The organism is Eximiradius sp. (assembly GCA_937127445.1).
Lineage (GTDB): Bacteria > Bacteroidota > Ignavibacteria > Kapaibacteriales > UBA2268 > JAKIZO01.
In genome coordinates, this window is record CAKZLY010000015.1 from 108199 (window position 1) to 133380 (window position 25182).

The 25182-nt window shown below is 33.3% G+C and carries 22 protein-coding genes; 7 read left to right on the forward strand and 15 right to left on the reverse strand.

All coding sequences use genetic code 11. The annotated features are described in order from the left end of the window. Positions 1-1023: a tetraacyldisaccharide 4'-kinase gene (gene lpxK / locus AC6QZF_RS04635; RefSeq protein ID WP_499798709.1), complete on the forward strand. Its 1023-nt coding sequence runs from the start codon at positions 1-3 to the stop codon at positions 1021-1023. Here lpxK and AC6QZF_RS04640 read toward each other — a convergent pair. The 4 genes from AC6QZF_RS04640 to rsmB all read right to left on the reverse strand — a co-directional run bounded on the left by AC6QZF_RS04640 (position 1010) and on the right by rsmB (position 5437). Beyond that, complete coding sequence (locus tag AC6QZF_RS04640; protein WP_499798710.1) at positions 1010-2329, reverse strand: glycosyltransferase family protein; 1320 nt, start codon at positions 2327-2329, stop codon at positions 1010-1012. The genes lpxK and AC6QZF_RS04640 overlap by 14 nt on opposite strands. Next, on the reverse strand, positions 2329-3192 hold the full coding sequence (locus AC6QZF_RS04645) for a YicC/YloC family endoribonuclease (RefSeq protein WP_499798711.1): 864 nt from the start codon (positions 3190-3192) through the stop codon (positions 2329-2331). Before AC6QZF_RS04645 ends, AC6QZF_RS04640 begins: the two co-directional genes overlap by 1 nt. A gap of 86 nt (positions 3193-3278) precedes the next feature. Next, complete coding sequence (locus AC6QZF_RS04650) at positions 3279-4040, reverse strand: flagellar motor protein MotB (RefSeq protein WP_499798712.1); 762 nt, start codon at positions 4038-4040, stop codon at positions 3279-3281. Between the two features lie 29 nt (positions 4041-4069). Further along, positions 4070-5437: a 16S rRNA (cytosine(967)-C(5))-methyltransferase RsmB gene (gene rsmB, locus AC6QZF_RS04655; protein WP_499798713.1), complete on the reverse strand. Its 1368-nt coding sequence runs from the start codon at positions 5435-5437 to the stop codon at positions 4070-4072. An 80-nt stretch (positions 5438-5517) separates the two neighbouring features. On the opposite strand from rsmB, the gene AC6QZF_RS04660 reads away from it, so the two are divergent. From AC6QZF_RS04660 to AC6QZF_RS04680, 5 genes are all read left to right on the forward strand, one after another. Then, entirely contained in the window at positions 5518-6294 is a 777-nt protein-coding gene (locus tag AC6QZF_RS04660; protein ID WP_499798714.1) for a hypothetical protein, read from the forward strand. Positions 6295-6407: 113 nt separating this feature from the next. Continuing rightward, a complete protein-coding gene (locus AC6QZF_RS04665; RefSeq protein WP_499798715.1) occupies positions 6408-9053 on the forward strand; it encodes an OmpA family protein in 2646 nt (881 codons plus the stop codon). 382 nt (positions 9054-9435) lie between these two features. Continuing rightward, positions 9436-9870, forward strand: coding sequence for a hypothetical protein (locus tag AC6QZF_RS04670; protein WP_499798716.1), 435 nt, complete (start codon positions 9436-9438; stop codon positions 9868-9870). A gap of 24 nt (positions 9871-9894) precedes the next feature. Further along, the gene (locus AC6QZF_RS04675; RefSeq protein ID WP_499798717.1) at positions 9895-10191 is read left to right on the forward strand and encodes a hypothetical protein; all 297 of its coding nucleotides are present in this window, start codon (positions 9895-9897) and stop codon (positions 10189-10191) included. Positions 10192-10433: 242 nt separating this feature from the next. After that, a complete protein-coding gene (locus tag AC6QZF_RS04680) occupies positions 10434-10964 on the forward strand; it encodes a T9SS type A sorting domain-containing protein (RefSeq protein ID WP_499798718.1) in 531 nt (176 codons plus the stop codon). Between the two features lie 57 nt (positions 10965-11021). Here the strand turns inward: AC6QZF_RS04680 and purH are convergent, their stop codons facing one another. The 4 genes from purH to AC6QZF_RS04700 all read right to left on the reverse strand — a co-directional run bounded on the left by purH (position 11022) and on the right by AC6QZF_RS04700 (position 16788). Continuing rightward, on the reverse strand, positions 11022-12569 hold the full coding sequence (purH, locus tag AC6QZF_RS04685) for a bifunctional phosphoribosylaminoimidazolecarboxamide formyltransferase/IMP cyclohydrolase (protein ID WP_499798719.1): 1548 nt from the start codon (positions 12567-12569) through the stop codon (positions 11022-11024). A gap of 21 nt (positions 12570-12590) precedes the next feature. After that, positions 12591-13823, reverse strand: a complete 1233-nt coding sequence (locus AC6QZF_RS04690) for an ABC transporter permease (protein ID WP_499798720.1) — start codon at positions 13821-13823, stop codon at positions 12591-12593. Position 13824: 1 nt separating this feature from the next. Beyond that, entirely contained in the window at positions 13825-15447 is a 1623-nt protein-coding gene (locus tag AC6QZF_RS04695) for an Ig-like domain-containing domain (protein ID WP_499798721.1), read from the reverse strand. 264 nt (positions 15448-15711) lie between these two features. Further along, the gene (locus AC6QZF_RS04700) at positions 15712-16788 is read right to left on the reverse strand and encodes an ABC transporter ATP-binding protein (protein ID WP_499798722.1); all 1077 of its coding nucleotides are present in this window, start codon (positions 16786-16788) and stop codon (positions 15712-15714) included. Positions 16789-16903: 115 nt separating this feature from the next. Between AC6QZF_RS04700 and murQ the strand changes: the two genes are divergently transcribed. Beyond that, entirely contained in the window at positions 16904-17839 is a 936-nt protein-coding gene (gene murQ, locus AC6QZF_RS04705; protein ID WP_499798723.1) for an N-acetylmuramic acid 6-phosphate etherase, read from the forward strand. A 98-nt stretch (positions 17840-17937) separates the two neighbouring features. Here the strand turns inward: murQ and AC6QZF_RS04710 are convergent, their stop codons facing one another. The 7 genes from AC6QZF_RS04710 to AC6QZF_RS04740 all read right to left on the reverse strand — a co-directional run bounded on the left by AC6QZF_RS04710 (position 17938) and on the right by AC6QZF_RS04740 (position 25178). After that, the gene (locus tag AC6QZF_RS04710; protein WP_499798724.1) at positions 17938-19413 is read right to left on the reverse strand and encodes a TatD family hydrolase; all 1476 of its coding nucleotides are present in this window, start codon (positions 19411-19413) and stop codon (positions 17938-17940) included. Beyond that, on the reverse strand, positions 19406-19876 hold the full coding sequence (bcp, locus tag AC6QZF_RS04715; protein WP_499798725.1) for a thioredoxin-dependent thiol peroxidase: 471 nt from the start codon (positions 19874-19876) through the stop codon (positions 19406-19408). Before bcp ends, AC6QZF_RS04710 begins: the two co-directional genes overlap by 8 nt. Before the next feature lie 8 nt (positions 19877-19884). Next, positions 19885-21501: a DNA polymerase III subunit gamma/tau gene (gene dnaX, locus AC6QZF_RS04720; RefSeq protein WP_499798726.1), complete on the reverse strand. Its 1617-nt coding sequence runs from the start codon at positions 21499-21501 to the stop codon at positions 19885-19887. Between the two features lie 83 nt (positions 21502-21584). Further along, entirely contained in the window at positions 21585-22760 is a 1176-nt protein-coding gene (locus AC6QZF_RS04725) for a M20 metallopeptidase family protein (protein ID WP_499798727.1), read from the reverse strand. A gap of 12 nt (positions 22761-22772) precedes the next feature. Continuing rightward, positions 22773-23870: a hybrid sensor histidine kinase/response regulator gene (locus AC6QZF_RS04730; RefSeq protein ID WP_499798728.1), complete on the reverse strand. Its 1098-nt coding sequence runs from the start codon at positions 23868-23870 to the stop codon at positions 22773-22775. Position 23871: 1 nt separating this feature from the next. Beyond that, positions 23872-24552: a bifunctional demethylmenaquinone methyltransferase/2-methoxy-6-polyprenyl-1,4-benzoquinol methylase UbiE gene (gene ubiE, locus AC6QZF_RS04735; RefSeq protein WP_499798729.1), complete on the reverse strand. Its 681-nt coding sequence runs from the start codon at positions 24550-24552 to the stop codon at positions 23872-23874. Further along, positions 24549-25178, reverse strand: coding sequence for a tetratricopeptide repeat protein (locus AC6QZF_RS04740; RefSeq protein WP_499798730.1), 630 nt, complete (start codon positions 25176-25178; stop codon positions 24549-24551). Before AC6QZF_RS04740 ends, ubiE begins: the two co-directional genes overlap by 4 nt. Between the last annotated feature and the right edge of the window lie 4 nt (positions 25179-25182).

A 25182-nucleotide genomic window follows, 5' to 3' on the forward strand; every position in this document is an offset into this window, starting at 1 on the left:
ATGATTAATGATTTTTTTTCAAAAGTTTACGGGAAAATCGTAAAATATCGTAATCGTAGGTATAACCGCGAAGAACATCTTTCGACAAAAATATCTATTCCCGTTATCAGTGTTGGCAATCTCTCAGTTGGTGGCACTGGCAAAACACCATTCGAAGAACTTTTAGTAAAACTATTACTATCATTAGGTAAAAAGCCAGCAATTATTGGACGTGGATATAAGAGAAAATCAAAAGGCGAAATAATTATTTGCGATGGGCAGAAAGTTTTAGTTGATGCAAATGAAGGTGGGGACGAATTGGTTTTGATTGCAAGAAAGCTAATGGTGCCAGTAATTGCTAATGAATCAAAGGTCGAAGCAGCTTTGTCGGCTGAAAAAAGATTTGATATAGATTGCATAGTTGTAGATGATGGATTTCAACACAGGGCATTAAAAAGAAATATTGATATTGTGCTTGTAGACAGAGAAACACTCGAAAAACCATATCTGCTACCGAAAGGAATGTTACGCGAACCATTAGAATCGTTAAGTCGGGCAAATGTTGTGTGTTTGACTGGCGGGGCAAAAATAACTGATGAATTAAAGCAATTCACAAACCAAGATACAATTTTCATTAAAGTAATGGTGCAAAATGGATTGCCTTATATGTTAGGCAATATTAAAAGCGACTATGAAGAAATTGAAAAGATAAGAAAAAAAAAGAGAATTGTTGCTATTGCAGGAATTGCAAAACCTTATAGATTTTATGAAATGGTAAAAAAATTAGAATATCATCTTGTTAATTATCTGAATTTTAGTGATCATTATTATTACGATAGAAACGATATTGAAAAAATAAGACGCTTTGCCGAAGACAATAATTCACATTATATCGCACTAACAGAAAAAGATGCAGTTAAATTACTCAAATTTGTTGATAGATTTGAGCACTATGGATTGAAGCTTCTTGTATTTCCAATTACAATGACAATAAGCGAAGGTGGAAAAACATTTACAAATTTCTTGAAAATTAAGTTAGGGTAGCAACGCTATTTAATAATTCTGCAAGCTTTTTAGCTGCATTTTTTCGTTCAAATTGTTGAATTAACTCCAAGTTTGGATTAATAATTACAGAATTTGATTCCCACAAGTTAATAAATTCTAAGAAAATATCGGAAATGGTGTTAATATCGCTTTGATGAGCAACTTTACCAGAATTAGTTTCATAAATTAATCGAGCGATTGCTCCGTTGGTCGGAGCGATTGCAAGTATTGGTCGTTGGACGCCAATATATTCATATACTTTTCCTGGGACAATTTCTTCGCTTTCTTTTGATTCATCTACAACAAGTAGCAAAGCATCTGAAGCCATTAGATGAGCAATACTATCTTTGTGTGGAATATAACCAACTATTTCTATGTTTTGTTTGAAAGAGCAATTATTGAACATTTCAAGGACCTCATTGCCAAAACGTCCAATAAATTTTAATTTAAAATCGTTAGTATTGATTTTATTTTCAGATAATAGATTCTCGATCGCAACAAGTAAAGAATAAGGATTACGTCTGCCATACATTGATCCAGTATAAGTTAGAATAAATTTATCATTTCTTTTGTATTCAACATTAGGGAAATCATCAGAGTCAAACCCATTAGGAATGTGAATGAATTTATCTTTTCTCAAGAAAGGATATTTCGACAAAGCATCTTTTATTATTCCTTCCCAGGCACACTCAACAAAATTACTTTCATCGAATACAGATTTTTCAAGGCTTCTGTCTATCATAGCAGGCAAGAACCAGCGTTTAGGGGCAGAAATAAAACCAGTCCATGGGTCGCGAAAGCCAGCAACCCAGGGTAGTTTAGTTTTTCTTTTAGCGAATCTTGCAATCAAAGAACAAGTATAAGGAGGAGAAGACGAATAAATCGCCTTGCAATTATGTTCTTTAATAATTCTAATGGCTTCTTTTTTTGCAGTGAGGAGCCAGCCGATGCGAGCATCGGGAATAAAAAAAGTAGCTCGAATAAATTCAGAAATACACTCTTTGAAATTCAGCTTTTGATCTTCTTTTTTTATTGTATTAACGTCAATTGGAGTTCCTGGCTTTTTGCCAGTAAAGAACCTATAAATATCATAAGGTTCATAAATTTTTGTTCGACGAACAATCACATCATCAGGGATTTCAGCGATCAGAGATTCATCGCGAGCAGGAAATTGTCCGTTTTCGACAGTAAGAACAATTGGATGCCAACCGAACTCACGAATATACTTAATGTGTTTGAGAACTCGTTGAACGCCTGGACCACCAGACGGTGGGAAATAATAAGCAATTACAAGGAAATTGTTCATTATTCAATATTTTGCACTTGTTCACGAATTTTTTCGAGCTCTTCCTTGCAATGAACAACAAGGTGAGAAATTTCGGTATCGTTGGCTTTACTGCCTATTGTATTAATTTCTCTATGAATTTCCTGTAAAAGAAAATTAATTTTTCTTCCTTCGGAAACTTTTGATTTAACAGCATCATTGAAAAACTTAAAATGAGAGTACAGTCGGGTGCATTCTTCCGAGATATCGAGTTTATCAGCAAGCAGGATAATTTCAAGTTGGAGACGATGTTCGTCGATTTCATCACTTTCGAAAAGTTGAGCGACACGATTTCTCAATCTTTCTCTTTCCTGAGGCACTTTGTTCAGGCTGATTTGTTCAATTTTTTGAACATTTTCGTGAATTTTTTTCATTCTGGCAATAATATCTTTAGAAATTTGTTGTCCTTCGCGAAGTCGCATTGCATCAAGGTTTTTAAGAGCTTGCTTCAAAGCTTTCGTAATAAGTTTCATACAAGCATCTTCATTGATTGCATCGTCCTGCTTGTAGAGCAAATCGCGAAAAACAAGAATATTTTCGAGTTTGACAGCATCTTTAAGCTTTAATTCTTTTTTCATTTGGTTAAGTACATTATAGCAAGCAGTAGCAGCATCGAGATTTATGTTGAAACTTTTAATAGATGGGTCTGCGTCAACATTAATCGAGAGAAATACACTTGCCCGCGATAGATTACTTCTTAAAATTTCACGAATTTCAAGTTCGTGATGAGACAAAGATTTTGGCAAACGACAATTAATTTCTAAATTTTTACCATTTAGCGTTTTTATTTCGACAGTTACGTAAATCCCATTTTCATTGAGTTCTACTTTACTGAACCCAGTCATACTTTTGAGCATAAAATTCCTACCCGATATTTAGAATAATTACAAAATTACCTTATTTTGATGAATAAAAAAACAATAATAGGTAATTAGTCAGATTGAGTAATTTTAGCAGGAGAGTTGTCATCAACTCGGGAAATAGTAATTTCGACACGTCTATTTTTTGCTTTGCCTTCTTCGGTAGAGTTATCATCGACAGGTCTTTTGTCGGCAAAACCTCTAATAACAACATTTTCGCCAGGAACACCAAGTGAAATCAGTCTATATCCAACGTTTAAAGCACGAGCAACAGAGAGATGCCAGTTTGATTCATATTGAAAAGTTCTGATTGGAGTGTTGTCAGTATGTCCATCAACAAAAATAGTATTGTTCAGAGTAGCCAGTATGTTAGCAAGCGAATCAATTACGGATATACCATCAAATTGAATCTCAGCTTTGCCCGGACGAAACATAAGTTTTTCAGGAAGGACTACCACGAGCCCTTCGGAAGACATTCTAAGTGAAAGCTCACCTTTTGTAATATAATCTCTAAAAACAGTCGAGGCTTCGTCTTCAATTTCTTTGATGCTTTTTGCTTCTCGTGGAGCAATCATAGGCTCAGGGATAGCTCTACGGCTTGCTTCAATCACACCGTCACCGCCATCAATTGGGTTAGCTGGTTGGCTTTTAAAATATTTGGTAAGGGCAGAGGAAATTTCCTTGAATTTTTCCTGATCCACTTGAGAAGAAGCATATAGAATAACAAACAATCCCAAAAGCAAAGTGATTAAATCAGCATAGGTAACAAGATACCTATCTTTGTCCGGACCGTGCGATGTATGTTGAACATTATTTTTTTTGTTCAATTTCATAATAAAATTATCGACATAAGTACAGAGAACTAAACTTTAATAATACGAGCGGCAAAAGCCCCATCAATTCCGTGAATATGTGGAAAGGTTTGCATAAATCCGTCTTTACAAACTTCCTTAGGTAAATAATTTTCAGCTGGATCAATTTGCAAGTCTTTGTAATTATCAAGTAACCAGTACACGACTTCTTGATTTTCCTCGGGTTCAATAGTGCAGGTTGAATAAATCAAAACACTACCTTTTCCCATAAATCTAATGGCATTTGATATAATTTCTTTTTGCAATTCGACAATTTTGGGGATATCGTCTGTGTCTCTTTTCCATTTAATGTCTGGTTTTTTGCGCAAAGTTCCCAATCCCGAACAGGGCAAATCAGCAAAAATCAAATCAACTTTTTCATGCAAACGTAGCTTTCGAGCATCTTCGACAAGAGTTTCAATTATAGGAAGCTTCAATCTTTGATTACCTTCGTTAATTGATTTTATTTTTGAAGAATACTTTTCAATTGCTAAAATATTACCTTTGTTTCTCATTAGTTCGGCAAGGAAAAAGGATTTTCCGCCGGGAGCGGCTGCAATATCAAGGACTTTGTATCCTGGGGTAGGGTTGGCAAGCATTACAGCAAGAGAAGCGCTTGGGTCTTGAATTGTAATTTCACCATTTTGAAACATTTCAGTAGAAGTAATGTCAAATTTCGGATTTTTCAACAGAAATGTTTGTAGAAGATGTTCATACTGTAAGTATTCAACATTATTTTTATCGAGCAGGTATTTTATTTTATCAATAGAAGAATTCAGAAGGTTAACTCTAATAGGAATATATGGTCTTTGATTATTTGCTATAAGCAATTTTTCAGTCTCCAATTCGGAAAATCTTTCAAGCCAGCGCTTAACCATCCATTTGGGGTGAGAATGGACAGTTGCCAGATAATAAACCAAGTCTTCTTCCCTATCAGGATAACGAATTTTATCAAGGTTTCTATGAAGGTTCCTCAAAACAGCGTTTACCATTCCAGCTGTTCTTTCGCCCTGAATTTGCTTTACAATTTCAACTGATTCATCAATTGCGGCATAAGCTGGAATTTTTTCTAAAAACATAATTTGATATAGTCCAACACGCATTGCATTTTTAACAAAGTTCAGGCACTTTTGATAGTCGCCATTATAAAATCCTGTCAAAGCCCAATCCAATTTTAATTTCCAGCGAACCACACCATTAATTAGTTCAGTAAGCAATGCTTTATCTTGTTGAGTTAGTTCATTATTTTTTAGCTCATTTGCTAATAATTTGTCTAAATACGAATCACTTCGTTCATAACGACTTAAAATTCTGACTGCAAGATAGCGGACCCAATTTAATTTAGATTTCTTCTCTTCGCTTAGTTCAAAATTTACCATAAATAATGTAACGTTTTTTTGTTAAATTGTTAATTACAAATATATAGTCGAATAAACAAGAAAAAACTTTTGGTGAATTTATGAAAAAGTTCATATATATTGTGATAACAATATTTTCAATAAACACAGTTTTTAGTCAGATTTCTGACCCATTAACTCCGTCAATTCCTAAGAAGCCAAAAGAAGCAGGTGTATTTATTGGCTTAGGTGGGAACTATCAAATTGGGACAAGCTACGTGGATTGCGAAGACTGCAAATTTGAGAATGGAAATAAATTCGGCTATACATTTGGAATAAATTGGGAAGATTTTCTAATTAACAATAGTATCAAATACGGATTTGCCTTAGTGTATGACGATTTATCAATTAAATCAAGTTTCAGGGAAAGAGAAGCCTTTGAATACGAAAACAACAGATATATCGGGGTTAATTTTAGACATACAAGCGATATAAATTCAAGTGCATTAGCTATACAACCATATTTAAAATTTATTGGATTTGATTTTATGTTCATCAAAATTTCGCCATCAATTTCTTATGTTTTATCATCTAAATTGCAGCACGAAAAAGAGATATTGGACGAAAGTGTATTACTTCCAAATGGAGAAAATGTGAAAATACTTTTCCCAGAAACAAATTCTAATAAAATAATTCTTGAGGATAATGATTATCGAGATGTTAATTCTCTGCAAATAGGGCTTGCAACAAATATTGGATTTGACTTCAAAGTAGATAATAACTATTATTTGTCTCCACAATTTTTTTATTATTATCCATTTAGTAAATATTCCAATTACGGAGATAATTTTAAAATTTCAAATTGGAGAATACTTTTAGAATTGAGAGTAAAAATTTGAAAATATTGAAATTTTATTCATAAATGATTTTGATTTTTTGAGATTTTAAGGTAATTTATTAATTGGAAATTATTAAAACATTAATTTTTAGTAAACAAACAAGGTGGATGTAAATGCAAAAGTTTAAGACATTTTCGCTGATTTCATTGTATTTATTTTTCTGCATATTAATTTCTCATTCTTTGTTTTCTCAAAACAAGATTGAAAATGATGAATTTGAGAAAAGTAACCAGTTGTATTTACTTGCAATGAAAATTGAACCAGTCGAGGGACAGTCAAATATAATTGCAAGTAAGAGAATTCGCATAATTAACTTGGGGCCTATCGTAAATTGGCAAGGATTGGATTATGCTCCAACAATCAGTGCAGATGGTAGAACATTATATTTTGTATCAAACAGACCGGGAAGCAAATTAACCCCAGACGGTAAATCTTCCCACGATTTTTGGGCAGCAAAAAAACTTGAAAGATTGGATTCAGTATTTTTTCAGCCATTTAACATTGATACAACTACAAATTTTGGCAGACTTGGTGTAAATACTGAATTAAACGAAGGCGTTGCTTCAATCAGTGCAGATAGCAGAACGTTATATTTTACTGGTTGTAACCGTCCTGATGGGATTGGGGACTGCGATATTTACAAAACAACTATTGAAGGTGACCGTTGGGGACGTCCTGTAAATTTAGGTAAAAATGTTAATTCCGAAGTGTTTGATTCCCAACCATCAATAGCACCGGACCAAAGCAGATTATATTTTGTCTCAACCAGAAAAGGACCGAATAGTGATGGAAGAAATGTTCCAAAGAATTTTGATATTTGGTATTCAGATTGGGATTATGATTTAGAAGAATGGAAACCTGCCAAAAATTTAGAAGCAATAAATACAAAAGGGCGTGAAGTATCGCCATTCATTGCTGCTGACAATCAAACATTGTTTTTTGCTTCAGATGGACACAAACCCAACTATGGTGGGCTTGATTTCTATCTTACACGCTATGATCCTGCAACTAAAACCTGGAGTACTCCTGAGAATTTAGGTGAACCAATAAACACAAAAGAGGATGAAATGTTTATCACTTTGCCTGCCTCTGGAGATATTCTCTACTTCTCTTCTCGAAGGACAGATATTCAAGGCTACCAGGGAGATTATGATATTTTTATGGCATTTGTACCTACTTTTTTCCGTGCTGTAAATGTTGCGGGTACTGTTGTTGATGAATGTACAGGCGAATTTATCCCTGCAAAAATTGAAATAAAGAACCCACTTACTGGTAGAGTATATACAGATTCACTTAACTTACAACGCACAAAATTTGAATATGTTGTAACTAATAGCGATTATGGTGAAGGAAAAGATGCAGCGAATAAAGTTCAATTAGAAATAACTGCATTTAATCCGAAATACGGGAAAAAATCAGTATTTCAAGAAGTAGTCAAACCAAAGAAAACTGACGACCCAGAAGAAGCTAAAAAATTTGCTGATGAAATTAATGTTAAAATATTAATGGGACAAAGACCAGTCCTTACAGCAGAAATCGATGAAGCCGATTATATAAGAAGAGCAAAAGCTGCTGACCCAAAACTCGCAAGTTATCGCGGACTTGTAATGGAGGAGGTTCAAACTTGGGATTTATATCCATTACTAAACTATGTATTTTTCGATTTAGGTTCATCTGTACTTCCACCTCGTTATATTTTATTTAAATCACCTGAGGATACTAAAAACTTTACAGATACAACAATTGCAGGCGGTACACTGAATAAATATTATCACGTTCTGAATATTTACGGTTATCGCTTGAACAAATTCCCGGATGTTAAAATTGAAATAGTTGGAACAACTGACGGGACCTCTCCTGAAGAAAAAAGACCAAATCTTTCGAAAGAAAGGGCTGAGTTTGTATATAATTATTTCAAAAATATCTGGAGAATAAGTCCTGATAGAATGAAGCTTACATTTAGAGAGAAACCACTTGTAGTTTCAAATCTCAAAGATTCATTAGGTATTCAGGAAAATCGCCGTGTAGAAATTCTTTGCGACGACTGGAATATTACAAAACCTGTATTTGATAAAGATCCAACGACATTCCCACAACCAGAGGAAATGAAATTTGTAATAAAAAATGGCATTGATGACGCAATCATTGCAAAAAGAAGAATTGAGATTAAGCGTGGGAATGAAAAATGGATAACATTGAATAATATTGGGTTGACAGAAGCAAATTATATTTGGGATTGGACAAATGAAGATGGAAAATATCCAAAAGACGAAGTTTCATATACAGCTCAATTAATAGTAACTACAAAGAGCGGTGCAGAATGTTCTTCTGACCCAATAACAATACCAGTTAAGCAAATTTCAACATTGGAGAAGAAAACATCAGTTGTTGGCGATAGCACTCTTGAACGTTACAATCTTATTCTCTTCCCATTTAATTCTGCAGAAGCGGGTGAAACAAACAACAGAATTATGCGTGAATACGTCTACGATCGCGTTAAACCTACTTCTGTGGCAGAAGTTGTCGGGCATACTGATGTTGTAGGTTTATTTGATCATAATTTAAAACTATCTGAAAGACGTGCTGAGACTGTACGCCAGGGAATTATCAAAGCAACTGGTGGTAGATTTGCTTCGCTGAGCTCAAAAGGCGTAGGTGAAGACGATCCATTATATACAAACGATTTGCCAGAAGGACGCTTTTATAATAGAACAGTTCAGGTGGTTATTCGAACTCCGGTTTCAGAATACGAAAAGTAGATTTTTTTATTCTTTCAATCAAAAAAGGCGGGCTAATTTTGGTTCCGCCTTTTTTATTTAAAATAAAACTGAACATTAATAATAGAACTTTTCACAAAAAGTAAAAAAATAATTGTAACTTTTTTACACATCAAATAATCTATATTCATCGAAAGACATTCATGTTAATTCAATAATTACCTTGTATAGAATATTTTCTGCATATTACTACAACAGATTTGCAAAACGTATCAGTAAAAAAAGTATTGATTCTCTATCGTTCGTTTTGGGAATAAAATTATTTATTTGATAGCTTAAAAGATTTCTCTTTGGATAATTCTGTTTGTAAATATATTTAAAAATATAATACATATATCTACAAAAAATTATCAAGAGGCAAAAAATGTGCAAGTATTTTTCTACTTTTTATGTCATCCTTTTGCTAATAATATTGACGAGCAAACGCTCAAAGGCACAAATGATTGAACAATGGGAAATATTCTATACAAAACCAGTGTATGATATTATTGCTTTAGATGAAGATCATTTCGGTTTTTTTGATAAAAGAACCAATTTTTCATACAGCTCCGAACAAGTAAAATTATTATTAACAAATGATGGTGGAAAAAATTATCGCGAATCAATAGTTCTGGGGAGCAGCGATACATCCTACTTTCCATACGTACAAAAATGGTGTTGGATAGATTCCAAGTATATATATTTACTCGTGGATAGCGTATATTATGCTGGATTAGATGCGAATTATAATCCGAAACTATACTTTCGAACAAATATTTATAAGTCAACAAATTCTGGTCTTGATTGGGAATTGATATAAATTAATACAGAGTGGAGAAAAACTTTGTCCAAAGATTTAATGATGTTCGATTCATTGAATGGAATAATGATACAGCGTTTAAACACGTTTCAAGAACAATCGGATCCTATATATATCACCAATGATGGATGGAAAACCTGGGAAAATTTTTTTCAGGATATTGCTTTCTTCTCACCAAACAGATTGTTATTTTTAAACGATAGCACTTATTTTACCTTTTCAAATAAAAATCTTTTCAGAACAACAAATTCAGGAAGAACCTGTGGCCCACTTCTTAAGCCAGATTGGCAATATCCTATTATCTATAATGCAATAATTTAGAATGATAGCACTTATATTGTTAATACGAACTATTATCCTTTAATAACTACGAATTATGGTAATAACTGGGAAAAATTAATATATCCATATTTTTACAGTAATAATAAAAAATACAGCGTTTCAATAGTCAAAATATTTAGAAACAACAATATATTAGGTCAAAATGCAAGTATGTTATTCAAATTCAGTGGCAAAAAAATCTCAAACCACCTGATTTTACAAATCCAGTAGAAAGATATCTTTTGCCACTTGATTTTACCATTTCCTGGACACCGATTACCGGTGCAGAACAATATGAGTTACAGATAGTTGAACGAATAGGACACGACTTATATTCCCCGGAAGATCGTCCACCAGTAAATTTCGATACAATTTTATTTGCAAACGTATGCTTGCCGTCAAGCGACACTTCTTATCAATTAACAGGAACAAAAAGATTTAGAGAATATTTATGTAGAATTCGAGCAATCAATTCAGAATATTCGTCAGAGTGGTCCTCGGACTTCTGGGTTACTGATAATACATCGAGCGTTGCAGACGAACAAAAAGAAAATGAACTGAGTGTATCTCCAAATCCAGCATCTGATTACATAGATATCAGAATTCCAAAAAATTCTGAACGAATTGATGTTTTCAATATTTTTGGAGAAAAAGTATTGGAATTGAATTTTATTAATAATTCTGAAAGAATAAGAGCCAATATCAGCAGATTGCCAAAGGGTATCTACATCGTAAGAGCTGGAAATAGCAGTATAAGATTTGTCAAATTATAAACGAAATAGAAAAGGGGCCGAACAGCAATAATCAGCCCCTTTATTTAAGTAACAACATTAATGTCTAAAATGCCTAATCCCAGTAAAGATCATTGTCAAATTTAGTTCGTCGGCAGTTTTAATAACTTCTTCGTCCCTAACTGAACCACCAGGTTGTATTACGGCAGTAGCACCAGCTGAAGCAGCATAGCGAACACCATCATCAAATGGGAAAAAAGCATCGGAAGCAATCGCAGAACCCGATAAATCAATACCTTGAAGTTTTGCTTTTTCAACTGCAATTCTTGAAGAATCGACACGCGACATTTGTCCAGCACCAATAGCCAGTGTCCTATCGCTTTTTGCATAAACAATAGCATTAGATTTCACATGTTTGCAGACTTTCCAGGCAAACATCATTGATTGTAATTCTTCGTCCGTTGGCTTTCTTTTTGTTACAACTGTTAGGCTATTTTCGTTAAGCAATAATTTATCGCTATCTTGTGTAAGCAGTCCGCCAGGAACAGAACGAATATTTTTTGAAGAATGTTTTTTTAATAATTCAAAGTTTACTTTAATGAGCCTTCTATCTTTCTTTTTCATAAGCAATTCCAAAGCATCATCAGTAAAGTCGGGTGCAATGATTACTTCTGTAAACATAGAATGAATTGCATTGGCGGCATCTAAATCGATTTTCCTGTTGACAGCGATTATTCCACCGAAAGGAGAAACATTATCAGTAGCAAGTGCTTTTTCGAAGGCATCAGCGATAGTATTGCCAAGAGCAACCCCACAAGGGTTTGTGTGTTTTATTATCGCAAGAGCAAGTTCATCGAACTCGAGTATGAGTTCAGAGGCTGCACTAATATCAATAATATTGTTGAAGGAAAGCTCTTTCCCGTGCATTTTTTCGAAAATGCAATTAAAATAGCCATATAAAGCAGCTTTTTGGTGAGGATTTTCACCATAACGCAATGTTTGGGATAAATTGAAAGACAGGTTGAGTTTTTCAGGAATTTCAATTTGATTGTGTTGATTAAAATAATTAGCAATAAGGCTATCGTAATATGCAGTATGAGAAAATACTTCACCAGCAAGTTTCACACGATAGTCTTCCGGGATTGATTGCCCTGCTTCGAGATATGCAATGATTTCCGAATAGCGTGCTGGATTTACAACAACGGCAGTCCATCGGTAATTCTTTGCTGAGGCTCGTAGCATAGCGGGACCGCCAATATCAATGTTTTCAATTAATTCTTCGTGAGTAACATTTTCTTTATTTAAAGTTTGTTCAAAGGGATATAAATTTACAACAAGTAAGTCGATTGATTTAAGATTGTTTTCAGAAAGTTGTTTTGTGTGTTCTTCGTTCGATAGGTCAGCAAGCAAGCCAGCGTGGATTGCGGGATGCAAAGTTTTTACACGACCACCTAAAATCTCTTGGAAGCCTGTTAACTGAGATATGCTTTTAACATCAATCGAAGCATCTTTGAGAATTTTGGCGGTTCCGCCGGTTGAGTAAATTTCAATGCCAAGATTTGCAAGTGTTTTTGCGAAATCCACAATACCAGTTTTGTCAGAAACTGATATAATTGCTGTCTTGATTTTGTACTCTGATGGGTTCATAAAAAAATCTCCTAAAATTTATTAATCATTCCGTAATTCTTCTGCAATATTGATTTTAATTGCCTGTTTTGCAGGATAAATAGTTGCTAAAAAGCATAAAAAAATCGAGAAAACCGCAACAATAATCACATCAAATACATTCAAGCTCACAGGTATTGCATCAATAATATAGCGGTTAATATCGATTTTGAACCATTTGTAATTAGATTGTGCAAAAACAAAACCTATCCCAAGCAATAATCCTAAGCAGGTAGAAATAACGCCAATAAATAATCCAACCTTCAAAAAAATCTTTTTTATCAGTTTATCATTTGCTCCGAAAGCTTTTAGAGTTGCAATATCCTGTTGCTTTTCGGTAATTGTCATAGAAAGAGATGCAAACAGATTAAAAATAGCAATGATAATAATAATTCCAACAATTGCAAAAGAAACTAGTTTTTCAAATTTCATAATCGAATATAGTTGGCTATTTAAATCTTTCCAAGTTAGAATTTTGACATCTGGTGAGACTATACTTGATAACTTTGCTTTTATTTCATCGGATTTCCGAAAATCATCCAGAAAAACATCAATTGAATTAACTGAATTGGAAGGAATGGGGAGTAAATTATTTAAATCATTGGAATTTATAAATGCAAGCGTTAAATCATAATCTTTGATATTAGTATTGAAAATAGCACCAACTGTTACGGTATAGCCTTTGGGCTGTGAAAATGCCAACAAACTACCTTCGATACTATTGGGAGTGAAGAGTTCTATGCTTTCACCGGCAGATACTTGTAACCGTTCAGCAAGAGCAGAACCGATAAATATGGTTTGCTCGCTCAATTGATTGAAAATTCCTAAACTACCTGAAATAACATATTTTGGTAATTCATTATTAAACAAATGGCTATTTGGTTCTAATCCAATAAGGTTGAACACCTGCATTTTAGAATTATGCACAGCAACAACTTTACTTTGTAAAGTTGGATTTATGAAGTTTATCTGCTCAATTCCTTTGATTTGCTTAATGTTTATTGTGTTTAAGTTAATGTAATAACCTTTTTGAGGGACTAATCTGATATGTGGGTCGATACCAACGATTTGTTTGATAGTTAATTCCTGAAATCCATTAAAAATGGACTGAACGGCAATGAGCGAGGCATTACCAATGATAATTCCAAGAATAGAAAGAAATGTTATATAAGATATAAAATTGAATGAATGTTTTGGGAAAATATAGCGCATTGATATTAAATTATCAACTTTCATATTATTTCCCTATATGAAGAGTAATGCCTTCGGTTTCCCAGCGGCTTTTTACAGAAACTGTAAGACCTGTAAGATAAAACTTTTCAGAGAATTCGAAGGGTAACACATTTCCATAATCATATTTATTATTGCCATTTCTATCCTCGTATACCCAAATTCTGTAATCACCGCTTCGAATATTTTCGATCAGCCACTTGCCATTGTGATTTACTATTGCTTGATAAAATCTATTATCATTGATACCTTCTAAGACAACGCCTTTTTGCAACTCAGTGCCCGAAGAGTCTATCAATGTTCCACTCACTGTTCCATAATTTCTATTGTCTTCTGTCTTAAAGAACAGTGGAATTGTATCCTGAAACTTGTTTATTCCGAATTGTGGAATAATCGCTTGTGGCAGTATTTTAATAAAATAGGAAGAATTAAAATTTAATGGAGCATTTAGCAATAATTTCGTAGAATTGATAACATGCGTTGAGAAAGCAATAGATGAACTATCTGAGAATTGATAAAATTCAATAAATTCGTCTATTACACTATCAATTGGCTCAGTGAAAGTAAATGAAATTTGTCTGTCTAACGGTATGTTTATTGAACTATCTTTAATTGACGTAGAAAGAAAACGGAATTCAGATACATCTTCATCTGTAATGGATTTTGCTTTTACAGTTTTACCGAATTCGTTGAAGATATTACCCATTGTATCAGAAATAACAGCATTGCTATCGGGAATTGAAATATGTAGAACTTTTTGAGCCTCGATTTTTTCATCTAAAATTAGAATGAGAATATTCTGATCTTGATTATCTATATAAAAATTTCTGATTTTGTAGGATTGATTGCTTAATGAATCGAGAATTGAAATAGAAGAAGAATTTAAATTACGTATTAGTATATTCTCGCTAAAAAACAGTTTAAGTTTTTGATTGCTTTCAAATTCAGCAGAAAATAGTTTGGGAGGAGAAAAATCAATAATTTTCCCAAATCTAAAAAGAGCATCATCAGATTTACCGTTTATCACAGAGAAATCCTGATAAACGGTTGAGAAAAAGTCCTGGTTTTCATTCAATATTAGGTCCTTGAATTGGTCTTTAACGGCAATTAATCTATATTTGCCGTCAGCCAAACCTTGAAGAGTGAAGTTGCCTGATACACCAACCTGAACGCGATATTTAGGCAAAGCATTTAGTAATTGGAAAGTATCGATATCAATGTTTGTTATATCATAAGCAAAAATGAAAATACCCTGTGGATTTTTGTCGACGACAAGCCCGTTGATTCTACCAGTATCAATAATTTCGCCAGTCGAAAAAATCAAAGAAAATGCTTCGCTAGGTTTTATATTTTTGAAATCAGTGTAATCGGTGCCTAAATTAATGAGATAAGTTGTCCTAGGTTTAAGATTCTCTTTAAATTCAATAGAAAGTTTTCTGCCCGACCAACCAAATTCGGCATTAGTAAGAGGTTGAATATATAAATTTTCAAGAACAGAGTTTTTGTTCATATATTTAGTGAAATGCAATTCAACTTTTTTACCATCGAAATTAATTGTTCCTTGTTTAGGATATGTATTGGATATTGCAGGCGGGGTAACATCAGGAGGTCCCCCCGAAGGTGCTTGCACATTCGCACAGGAGTTAAGAAGTAAAAGAATGAACAAGAAGCAATATGTTAATTTGTTTTTCAATCTTGATTATTCACATTTAACAAAACATAAATGAAGCTTAAAAACAGTGATAGCAAAACTCCAAATGCCAGATGTCCCATAAAGAACTTTGACAGAAGACCGTAAGTTATTAACAATTGGTTGGAAATTGTCAGTGAAGTGTAGAAAATTGCGAACATAAGTAAGATTTTTTTAAATATTTTGGTTAGTCTATTCATAGTATCAGTAAATTAGTTCGCCTTGCTCATTATAAAAAAGAAGTTTATCTTCGAGAAGAGAAAAATAAATTTCATCATTGATATTAATCGAATTTTCAATATTAGTTTTGCAAGAATAAAGCAATTTCCCATATTCAAAATATATATTTTTTTCGTAACCTAAATTTTCAATATTAACAACTTTGCCCTTTATTGAATTTATATTTTGAGTTTTCAAGATAAACAAATTTTCAGGTCTAATAGCAAGAGTAAACCTTTCTGGAAGTTCGTGTTTTGCAAGAATATTAATAATATCGCCATTAGCAAGAGCAAAAGATGCTCGAAAATTGTTATATTCAAGAAGTTGGCAGTCGAAAAAATTAATTGGGGTAGAACCTACGAAACTTGCAACAAATTTATTTTTAGGTAAATTGTAGATTTCATCAGGAGTGCCAATTTGTTGAATTTTGCCATTATTAAGGATGATAATTTTGGTTGCCATTGTCATTGCTTCGATTTGGTCGTGAGTAACATAGATAGAAATTGCATTCAACGTGCGGTGCAACTTTGTTATTTCTGTTCTCATTTCAACACGCAACTTGGCATCTAAATTAGATAAGGGTTCGTCGAAGAGTAGAATTCGAGGTTGGCGAATTAATGCACGACCGAGAGCAACTCTTTGGCGTTGTCCGCCGGAAAGTTCCTTAGGTTTTTTATCGAGGCAATCATTAATTTTAAGGAGCTCAGCTATTTTTTCAACATTAGATTTTATTTGATTTTTTTTGAATTTTTGAATTTGCAACGGAAAAGCTAAGTTCTCAAAAACAGTTAGATGTGGATAAAGGGCATAATTCTGGAAAACCATTCCAATGTTTCTATCCTTAGGAGACAAATCATTGATAATTTTATTGTCGAGATATATTTCACCTTGAGAGACGTCTTCCAAGCCAGCAATCATTCTCAAAATAGTTGTTTTGCCACAACCTGATGGGCCTACCAGAACAACAAATTCACCTTCGGAGACTTCGAAAGAGATATTTTCAACTGCTTTGGTCCCGTTTGGATATACTTTTTCAATATTTAGTAATTTTAAATAAGCCATACCTACAATTATAAAAAACAAATTTATTTATTTTTCATAGAATTTCATAAGAAAAGTATTTTTTTGTTAATTTTGGTATCAATTTTGAGAATTCTCACTAAAAAAGGGAAGTCCATTGGAAAGGCAGGAACTATTTAAAAAACTATCTGCACTTGAGACAGAACAGATAAATCCAAACACATTGGATATTGATATAACCTCAATTGAAGAAACAATAAGATTAATTAATAACGAAGACAAAAAAGTTGCGTTCGAAATAGAAAAGATTATCCCTGAAATCGCATTAGCAGTTGAAACGATTAAAAACGCTTTTGAAGTAGGTGGAAGATTATTATATTTTGGTGCCGGAACAAGTGGCAGACTTGGAATACTTGATGCTGCTGAATGCCCACCTACATTTGGGACTTCGTCAGAAATGGTGGTTGGGGTAATTGCGGGTGGCAAAGAAGCAGTTTTTGTTGCACAGGAAGGTGCAGAAGACAAACCAGAAAATGGTGCAACTGATGTCGAAAAATATAATGTTTGCGAAAAAGATGTAGTATGCGGGATTGCAGCATCAGGAAGGACACCTTATGTTATCGGGGCACTGAAAAAAGCAAAAGAAATTGGTTGCAAAACAATATTAATTTCAACAGTAAGCAAAGAAACTGCAATTGACAATGGAACGATTACTGATATTATGATTTGTGTGCCAGTTGGTCCGGAAGTAATTGCTGGCTCAACACGTATGAAAAGTGGCACAGCCCAGAAGATGATATTAAATATACTTACAACAGCAAGCATGGTACATATTGGCAAAACATACGGGAATATTATGATAGATTTGAAGCCAACGAATATTAAGTTGCAGGAAAGAGCAAAAAGGATTGTAATGAAATTGACAGGGGTTGAATATAATATTGCCGAGAAATATTTAATATCTACCAATTGGAGTATCAAACACTCTTTGCTTATGATATTAGGTAATATATCATATGAGGAAGCAGAAAGTTTATTGAAAAGTTCTAATGGAAAAGTGAGATTAGCACTGGGGAAAATACCTCAGAAGTAACAAGTGATACATCGGTATATTAGTTTATATAAAAAATAATGTTGCTACAAATAGCAACATTATTTTAATTTTTAACATAGATTTATTTAACTCAATTATCAAAATTTAGGATACCAAAGAATAGATAGGCGTGGAATTGAATAAAATGTTGAAATATCGGTTTTTCTAATATGATTTGGATCTTGTGGGTTTTTTCTTGGGTCGAATTCCAGATTAGTTTTTTGCAAAGCAAAATTTAGTTTCCATTCGAGCATAAAACATAATATGCCTGCATTATTTAAGTCAATATTAACATTGAACCCTAATCCTGTATTTGCAGCTAATTTATTATCATTTTCATATTCTTTACGTCCGAATGGAAATTCATCGGAATAAATTCTACGACCATATTTATTAATCAAGTAGGATAATCCAAGGATACCGTAAAAATTGACACGTCCATAAGGATTAGGAGAGATAAAAGAAGAGAATTCAATAGCGTGATGATGATTAGGGTCAACTTTGTATTTTTCGACATATTCAATACTTTTAGAATAATGATAAGAAGCAGCAACTGTTAAATATTTAAGCACTCTGTAACTTGTAATAAACCCATATGAAACTAAACCATCATAAGAAATATCTTGCCCATCATCATAAGTTTCAACAATTGTATTAGTGCCGAGCATAGGACCAAAACCAAAAGTACGGGGATATAAATCGTAAATATCTTCTTTTGGTGAAGCATCTTCGAAATCATCATCATAAACTGTTGCTCTCGATTGAGCGAAAGCGGTTGTTGAGAAAAATAACAGGGAAATCAATAATATTGATAAATTAAAAAGCTTTTTTGCATTTTTAGTAGTCATCGAAATAACCTCATTTATTGGGATAGACTTTATTTCAGATATTTTCTGAGCAATTAATTTGAGAAACTTTGGTTCGTTACGCTTGCCACGATGTGGAATTGGAGCCATCCACGGAGCATCTGTTTCCAGAAGCAAGTTTTCGATAGGTGTTTGACGCACAACATTTGTTAGTTGAGTAGCATTTTTAAATGTAATATTTCCAGTAAAAGATATGAAAAAACCTAAATCAACGGCTTGCCGCATCATTTCTATATCGCCTGAAAAACAATGAAGAATACCACGCAAATTACCATCTTGATTTTGTTCCAGAATTTGCATCAAGTCTTCGTCGCTTTCACGGTTATGAATAATTATTGGCAGCTGTAAGTTTTTTGCGATAGCAATTTGGTCGGCAAAGCATTTTTTCTGAATATCAGTGGGAGAAAAGTCGTAATAGTAATCTAAGCCAATTTCTCCGATTGCAACAGTCTTATTATTTTCTTGAGCAATACTTTCTATTTCGTTTAAAACTTTCTTATTGACTTCAAAAGAATTATGTGGATGCACACCAATGCCGTTGAAAAGGCAATCGTAGCTGGAAACAATTTTCAGCAACGAAGCAAAAGTTTTAGGTTCGATGGCTGGAACGATAAGATATTCGACACCATCGTTAATTGCTTGATTTATAACATCATCTCGGTCTTTGTCAAATCTTTCTGTATCTATATGACAATGAGTATCAATCATTTTGTAGTTTTTTTAGTTCTTCAATAATTTGCTGGGCATGGTTTTCAGGTTTAACTTTATAGTTAGCATACTTAATAATGCCGTCAGGCGAAATAATAAAAGTTGAGCGAATGACGCCAATATACTTTTTACCATACATAGATTTTTCGCCTATAGTATAAAATTTTTGACAAATTTCTTTACTTTCGTCGCTAATTAAATAAAAATTCAAATTAAATTTTTCAATAAATTTTTTGTGAGATAATGGGCTATCAGGGCTGATGCCAATGACGACAGCGCCAAGTTTGGTAATTTCTTCCATACCATCACGGAAAGAACAAGCTTCTTTAGTGCAACCAGAAGTATTATCTTTTGGATAGAAATACACAACAAGCCATTTCCCAGCGAAATCATTACTACTAATAATTTCGCCATTAGCAGTATATCCGCTAAAATCGGGTGATTTATCATTAATTTTTAACATAGATACTCCTATTTAATTTCAACTGCACCAAATAAATCAATAATTTTTTTTTCAATGGGATGCTTTTCTTTATCATCCGTTATTTCGTTATTGAGGGACGATTTTTCTTGCGCTTCCGTGTTAATTTTGTCATTATTATGTTTTTGAAACACTTCAAGCACAATGTCGTCAATCAATACAAATTCGGATAAGTATTTTTGTAGTTCGGTTAAGTTTCGTTTTAATGTTTGGTAAATAATTTTGTTTTCGTGTTTAATCGATAGAATATTATTATTCAATTCAATATCGCAATTTATTAATTCAGCAAATATAGGATTACGTTTTGCGATTTCTTGGATTATGGAATTATTATTTGCTAAAAATTGTTGAACAGATATTTTTTCTGTTGCAATATTATGAGTTTCTGGTTTATTTATTGAAGATTTGATCTTTTCAACTGACACAGAGCTCTCATTTGTTGTATAAATTACATAATTACCTGATTTAATTTGTCTTATTTCCTCGATTAGTGATTTTAATTCTATTGCTTTATCCATTTCAGCCATATTAATGAGTGCAAGTTCAAATCGGACACGAGGTTGAGGCAAGTATTTAATAGCTTGTTCTGTATTATTAATAATATGGATGTAACGCAAAATATCAGATTTAGAGATTTTTTTTGATACTTCGAGATATTTCTTTTCAAATTCTTTGCTTGTATTTAGCAGTTTGGTATTTTTTGTAATAATAACAGTTAAGATATTGCGAAAATGTTCGAGCAATCCGCTTAGAACTTCTTGAATTTCATAACCTTGTGAAATAACAATTTGAGACAGTTCAAAAACTTTGGCGGAATCTTTGTTTGAGATTGATTCTGATAATTGAAAGAAAAAATCTTCATCAAGCAAATGAAGTGATTTAGCCATTTCACTGTAACTAACATTTTTACCACAAAGGGCAATTACTTGGTCGAAAATACTCTGGGAATCACGCATAGAGCCATCGGCTTTTTTTGCAATAGTAAACAGTGATTCTTCATCTATATTTATTTCTTCTTTTTTGGCAATGTTTCGAAGTTGATATACAATATCGGGAATTTCCATACGGCGGAAGTCGAAACGCTGACAGCGACTAATGATGGTAGCAGGAACTTTATGAGCTTCGGTTGTGGCAAATACGAAGAGTAAATGAGATGGAGGCTCCTCCAATATTTTAAGAAGTGCGTTGAAAGCAGAAGTAGATAGCATATGAACTTCGTCGATAATGTACATTTTAAATTTGCCCTGCGACGGTGGATACTTGGCATTTTCACGAAGTGTTCGTACATCGTCAACACTATTGTTAGAAGCTCCGTCAATTTCAATGATATCAATAGAACGATTGTTCAATGCTGCTTCGCAATTAGTGCACTGATTACAAGGTTCGGAATCAACCAGTTGCGAACAATTGACAGCACGGGCTAATATTCGTGCGGTGGTGGTCTTCCCTACTCCGCGTGGCCCGCAAAAAAGATAAGCGTGATGAATTCTACCAGTTTTAATGGCATTTTTCAAAGTTGTTGTGATATGCTCCTGCCCAACGACATTATTGAAAGTAAGTGGTCGCCATTTTCTTGCAGTTACAATAAACTCTTGGTTTTTATTCATACGATGCTACCAATTGAAAAATACTATTGCAATATATAAAAAAAACATAAAACAAAAATTAAATTTATCAAAGCAGTCCAATATTATAACAATTCAATGGCAGCATTAACCATTGTAAGTACACCTGTTTTCATTGCAAGTTCATCAGGATTAAGCTTTGAGTTATGCAATGGGATAATTTCGTTATCCAAAGCATTTTTCACCCCAAGGAGCCAGAAAACTGAAGGGACTTCACGCGCAAAATATGCAAAGTCTTCAGCCCACATTTTTGGTTCAAAATTATGTACTTTATCATTGCCAAGCAAAGAAACAGTAATTGTTTTAAATTTTTCTGCTAATTCTGCATCATTAATTAAGGCGGGAAAACCTTTTCGGATTTCTACATTACATTTAACATCGAATAGTGAAGATAATTGACGCGAATTATGTTCAATTAATTTATGGAGTTTTGAACGTAATTCTGCATCAAAAGTGCGTAATGTGCCTTGCATAGAAACAAAATCTGGGAATACGTTTGTGGCTTTGCCACCAATGACAGATGTAACAGAAAGAACAGCGGGAGAAAAAGGATTTTTGTTTTTGTTGAGCATAGTTTGCAAATGAATGATTAAATGAGCAGCAACAACAAGTGGGTCGTTGCCCATATGAGGCTGAGCTGCGTGAGAACCTTTCCCATACAAATTCCAATATAGTTCATCGGCGGCAGCCATAACCGGACCAGCCGAGACGGCAATCTCGCCTGTATTTAATTCAGGGTATATATGTTGCCCTAAAATAAATTTTGGGCGAGGATTATCGAGAACACCTGCTTTAATCATTTTCAAAGCACCACCGGGAATTGATTCCTCGGAAGGCTGAAAAATAAGTTTGATGGTCCCATTGAGATGGTTTTCAAATTTTTTTAAAATAATTGCTGAGCCAAGAAGCATAGCAGTGTGAAGGTCATGACCACAAGCATGCATTATACCGTGATTTTGAGAAGCGAAAGGCACGTCTGTTTCTTCTTTGATAGGGAGCGCATCAATATCTGCACGCAAGGCAAGGCAATTTTTGCCATAACCGATAACCCCGACAACACCCGTTTCTGTAATTCGCTTATATTCAATGTTATTTTCTTTTAAAATACTAATAATAAATTCAGTAGTAGCAAATTCCTTATTTGACAATTCAGGATTTTGGTGAATTTTTCGGCGAAAATCTACCACTTGTTGGTAAATTTCTTCTACTTGATTATTAATCTCAATAATTGAAGGTTTCATATAAATCAAAAATTAATTGATACATTTTAGTTTAATATTGATTTTTGTATATTTATTTAATTCGCTTTCAATATTAAAAGTGCCTTCATAAATTTTAACTAAGCGCTGAATAATAGCAAGTCCGAGTCCTAATCCTTGCTGTTCGTAGAAATCTCGTTTAAATTGTTTCATAGCACTTAATTGCATAATTTCAGGGTTGCTAAGCCCTCTTCCGTTGTCAATACATTCGATTATATATTCATTTCCAATAACTAATCCAGAAATATTAATATTATTAGTTTGTTCGTTGGAGAATTTAACAGCATTTTCAAGCAATTCTTTAATAATAAAGTTCAAATGTTCTTCGTAAATTTTAATATTGCTATTTTCGAAATTATAAGAAATATTATGCTTTTTCCCTTTTGTATTAATAAAACCGTGTATTAAATTTTCAATTCTATTTTTTGGAAGAAAAGAAACAGCATTTCGAGCGGTAACAAGCTTATCAACATCAGCAAGAATTATTTCAGTATCGACAAAAAGTAAGTATCGAATAATCAGTTCATTTAATCTATTGGCTGCTTGATACAAAACTTTGTAGAATTCATTCAGTTCCTGTTGAGAGAGTGTGTTGCCAAATTTCACCAAATAATCAGCTGAGCCAATAATTCCATTCAGAGGGGTGCGAAGTTCGTGCGGCAATGAACTTGCAAGATTAAGGCTTAACTGTTTTATTGAATTTTCGGAAATATATTTGATATCTTTAGTTTTTTTGAGTAGATTATCAATTTTAATCCATAGTGCTTCGGGAGTAAATGGCTTTGAGAGGAAATCATCTGCTCCAATATTGATGCTTTCCTGTATTTGTTTCTTGTTTTCTAAAGTTGAAACTACGATGATTGGAATGCTAATTGTACTAATTGAACTTCTAAGATTTTTAATCAATTCAAAACCATTGAGTTCCGGCATCATTAAATCACAGACAATTAAATCTGGCTTAGATTCTAATGCCATTTTGAGTCCGGTTTTGCCATCAGTAGCTGTAATTACATTAAAACCTGTAGCGATAAGAACATCTTTTACATTTCTTAAGATGAGCTTATCATCATCTATAACTAAAATCGTTTTCATATTATTTTTCTAATATATATATATACGCTATACCAAATGTCAGGCTGTAATAATTCATTTTTACAAAATCAGCAGAGTTTCGAGCTATATTAAAAAAATCATTCCTGCAAGGGAATTTGGCAGCAGTTTTAGGTAAATAGGTATAGGCTTCTTTTGAGCGGGCAAAAATTTTTCCGATAAATGGCATAATGTATTTAGAATAAATATTATAAATAAATCTAAAGAATGAATTTTTGGGTTGTCCGAACTCCAAAATAACGGCTTTACCACCTGGCTTAAGAACACGGTGCATTTCAGAAAGAGATTTATTAACATTATCAACATTTCTTATACCAAAACCAATTGAAACGATGTCGAAAGTAGCATCTTCAAAAGGTAAATTTAGAGCATCACCTTGAATAAACTGGACAGAACTATTTCGTTTGCTTGCTTTTTGACGGGCAATTTCGAGCATTTCTCTGCAAAAATCAATACCGATAATATTTGGTGTAAAACGTTCGAATTCAAAGGCAAAATCCCCAGTACCACAAGCAATATCAAGCACTTTTGAACTATTGTCGGGCGAAGCTAAAAGAACTGATTTTCGTCTCCACTTTTTATGAATACCGAAAGAAAGAATATCGTTTAATAAATCATACTTTTTTGAAATAGAAGCAAACATATTTTGGACGAATTGACTCATTTATCAGCTCGATCAATAATTTTAAGAATTCGTAGTGCTTCATCTTGAAGATTATCTTTATTAGCATTTAAAGAAATATAATTTTCAAGGTCTATTTTTGCAAGTGGGAATTTATTAGCCATATAATATGCGATTCCTCTACCATAGTAAGCAAGCCCAAAAGAAGGTTCTAAGTCGATCACGCGTGAATAATCTTCAATTGCTTCATTGTCCATTTGTAAAAAGTAGTAAGCATTTGCACGAGAATAAAGAAATTTTGTGTTGTTTGGAAGAATTGATAAAGCATCGGTAAAATATTTAATAGCATTTTTGTAATCGTTTAACTCAATTGAATTTAGTCCAGCAAGGAAAATAGCATCAGCATATTTGTTATCCAAAGAGATTGCTTTTTTGCAATCTTCAAGAGATTTGCTATAATTTTTTAATTTGTAGCTGGCTAGTGCACGACCATAGAAAGCAGGTGCGTATTTTTGATTGTTGGCAAGAAACTTGTTATATAGATTTAAAGCAGCGGAATAATCACCGCTACGCAAAGCATTCAGTCCAGCAGTGATTTCACTATCCTGTGCACAGAAGATATAAGCAGAAGAAATTAACAAAAAGACAACTAATAATAATTTTTTCATAGCT

Bases quoted from the DNA above. Each gene is read 5' to 3' on its own strand.
- AC6QZF_RS04730 (WP_499798728.1), bottom strand. From the start codon at position 23,870: ATGAAAACGATTTTAGTTATAGATGATGATAAGCTCATCTTAAGAAAT.
- bcp (WP_499798725.1), bottom strand. From the start codon at position 19,876: ATGTTAAAAATTAATGATAAATCACCCGATTTTAGCGGATATACTGCT.
- lpxK (WP_499798709.1), top strand. From the start codon at position 1: ATGATTAATGATTTTTTTTCAAAAGTTTACGGGAAAATCGTAAAATAT.
- ubiE (WP_499798729.1), bottom strand. From the start codon at position 24,552: ATGAGTCAATTCGTCCAAAATATGTTTGCTTCTATTTCAAAAAAGTAT.
- AC6QZF_RS04640 (WP_499798710.1), bottom strand. From the start codon at position 2,329: ATGAACAATTTCCTTGTAATTGCTTATTATTTCCCACCGTCTGGTGGT.
- AC6QZF_RS04670 (WP_499798716.1), top strand. From the start codon at position 9,436: ATGTGCAAGTATTTTTCTACTTTTTATGTCATCCTTTTGCTAATAATA.
- AC6QZF_RS04650 (WP_499798712.1), bottom strand. From the start codon at position 4,040: ATGAAATTGAACAAAAAAAATAATGTTCAACATACATCGCACGGTCCG.
- dnaX (WP_499798726.1), bottom strand. From the start codon at position 21,501: ATGAATAAAAACCAAGAGTTTATTGTAACTGCAAGAAAATGGCGACCA.
- AC6QZF_RS04710 (WP_499798724.1), bottom strand. From the start codon at position 19,413: ATGATTGATACTCATTGTCATATAGATACAGAAAGATTTGACAAAGAC.
- rsmB (WP_499798713.1), bottom strand. From the start codon at position 5,437: ATGGTAAATTTTGAACTAAGCGAAGAGAAGAAATCTAAATTAAATTGG.
- AC6QZF_RS04740 (WP_499798730.1), bottom strand. From the start codon at position 25,178: ATGAAAAAATTATTATTAGTTGTCTTTTTGTTAATTTCTTCTGCTTAT.
- purH (WP_499798719.1), bottom strand. From the start codon at position 12,569: ATGAACCCATCAGAGTACAAAATCAAGACAGCAATTATATCAGTTTCT.
- AC6QZF_RS04665 (WP_499798715.1), top strand. From the start codon at position 6,408: ATGCAAAAGTTTAAGACATTTTCGCTGATTTCATTGTATTTATTTTTC.
- AC6QZF_RS04690 (WP_499798720.1), bottom strand. From the start codon at position 13,823: ATGAAAGTTGATAATTTAATATCAATGCGCTATATTTTCCCAAAACAT.
- AC6QZF_RS04645 (WP_499798711.1), bottom strand. From the start codon at position 3,192: ATGACTGGGTTCAGTAAAGTAGAACTCAATGAAAATGGGATTTACGTA.
- AC6QZF_RS04725 (WP_499798727.1), bottom strand. From the start codon at position 22,760: ATGAAACCTTCAATTATTGAGATTAATAATCAAGTAGAAGAAATTTAC.
- AC6QZF_RS04700 (WP_499798722.1), bottom strand. From the start codon at position 16,788: ATGGCTTATTTAAAATTACTAAATATTGAAAAAGTATATCCAAACGGG.
- AC6QZF_RS04660 (WP_499798714.1), top strand. From the start codon at position 5,518: ATGAAAAAGTTCATATATATTGTGATAACAATATTTTCAATAAACACA.